This window comes from Streptomyces sp. S6 (assembly GCF_054880855.1).
In genome coordinates, this window is the sequence record NZ_JBTYMC010000602.1 from 1 (window position 1) to 1,734 (window position 1,734).

General features: G+C 73.1%; 2 protein-coding genes. One reads left to right on the forward strand and one right to left on the reverse strand.

Annotated features, from left to right (window positions below; translation table 11 throughout):
- On the reverse strand, positions 1-814 hold an 814-nt coding region (locus ACVNF4_RS35680), incomplete at its 3' end, for a helix-turn-helix domain-containing protein (protein WP_461806988.1).
- 224 nt (positions 815-1,038) lie between these two features.
- Between ACVNF4_RS35680 and ACVNF4_RS35685 the strand changes: the two genes are divergently transcribed.
- Positions 1,039-1,734 (forward strand): primosomal protein N' family DNA-binding protein (locus ACVNF4_RS35685; protein ID WP_461806989.1); only part of this gene is annotated, 696 nt, incomplete at its 3' end.

The window sequence follows — 1,734 nt, forward strand, 5'->3', positions numbered from 1 at the left end:
CCAGGTGCTGGGCGGCCAGCCCGCGGACCCGCAGCGGAGCCTCGCTGCGCAGGGCGAGGCCGGCCAGCTCGGCGGCCTCCGCGACGTCACCCCGGTAGAGACTCACCAGTGACCGTCTGACCTGCGCGTACGTCGCCAGCACCGGGTCCGCTCCGGCGTCGGCGAGGCGCACGGAGTGGTCCGTCCACCAGATCGCGGCGTCGTCGTCACCGCTCTCCTGGGCCATCCAGCCGGCGTACTCCGCGTACCGGGCGGCAAGGCGCAGCAGGGACTGCCGGTCCCGGGCGGCGGCGCGGACCGCGAGCTGCTCCAGGACATGGGTCTGCGCGATGAGCGGTGGCAGCACACTCACCGGACCGGACGCCTGGCCGAGCCTGCGGTACTGGTCGAACAGCATGCGGGAGGCGTCCAGAACCGTGTCGGCCCCGCCCTGTGCCGCAGCCGGTGCCCCCGGATGCAGGGTGAGGACGGACGCGGCCCCGGCGGCGATCAGGCCCCGCCGCGACACGGGCTGGAACGAACTCGGGCCGTCCTTGCTCAGTCGCATCAACCACACCTCGTCGTCGTTGCCGGGACAGGGCACGGACGGCCCTGTGCGCTGGTGCGGAACGAGCGCCGCGAGCACCCCGTCCGCCTTCAGCTCGCTGTCGCACAGCCGGGCCAGCTCGGGCGTCGGGGGCATCAGCCCTCGTTCGACCTTGCTGAGATAGCCCTTGCTGTAGTGCACCCGCAGTCCGAGCTGTTGCAGGGACCAGTGGGCCGCGAGCCGCCTCGCGCGCAGCTCCTGCCCGAAGTCCCGGGTTTCTTCCAGCACATCGACCTCCGTCGCTCACCGGCCACCGGCCGACGAGCGCCGCGCTTCAGCCTGCGGCAGCCGTCCGGGGCCCAACAAGGCGGAACGGGCGTTTCCCGTTTCCTCTCCGTGGAGCGAAACCGGCCGGGGCGGACGTGTCGAGAAAGCGGTTTCGGACAGGGCCGCCGAGTGGCGGAGATCCGGTCTGGCCGGCGTTGTCAGTGCGGTTTGGTATCTATGAGGGTGTGAGCAGCGTGGACGGGTCGGGGAGTGGGGGCGGGGTGGGGGCTGAGCAGTTGGCTCTGGTCAGGGAGGGGATCAAGAAGGGGGAGCGGGCTAAGCCGGGGACGTGGCGGGGGGCCGAGCTGGCGGGGGAGTTGCCGGTGGCTCGGGTGTTGGTGGACAAGGGGGTGCTGCATCTTGATCGGTTGTTCGACTATGCGGTGCCTGCTGAGTTGGACGAGGTGGCGCGGCCGGGGGTGCGGGTGCGGGTGCGGTTCGGGGCGGGGCGGGGGAAGGTGCGGGACGGGCGGCGGGAGGGGGGCGGGCTCATCGACGGGTTTTTGATCGAGCGGGTGGCTCGGTCCGAGTACTCCGGGCCGTTGGCCGCTCTCGCCCAGGTCGTTTCGCCCGAGGTGGTGCTCGGGCCCGAGTTGCTGGCGTTGGCTCGGGGGGTCGCGGACCGGTACGCCGGGAGTCTCGCCGATGTGCTTCAGCTCGCCGTGCCGCCGCGGAGCGCGCGGGCCGAGAAGAAGGCCTCGCCCGAACCGTCGGCGCCGCCCCCGATGCCTTCGGCGGGGTCGTGGGAGCGGTACGAGTCCGGGGCGGCGTTCGTCGAGGCGCTGGGGCGGGGCGGGGCGCCCCGGGCCGTGTGGAACGCGCTGCCGGGGGACGGGTGGAGCGAGGAGGTGGCCCGGCCCGTGGGGGCGACGCTCGCATCG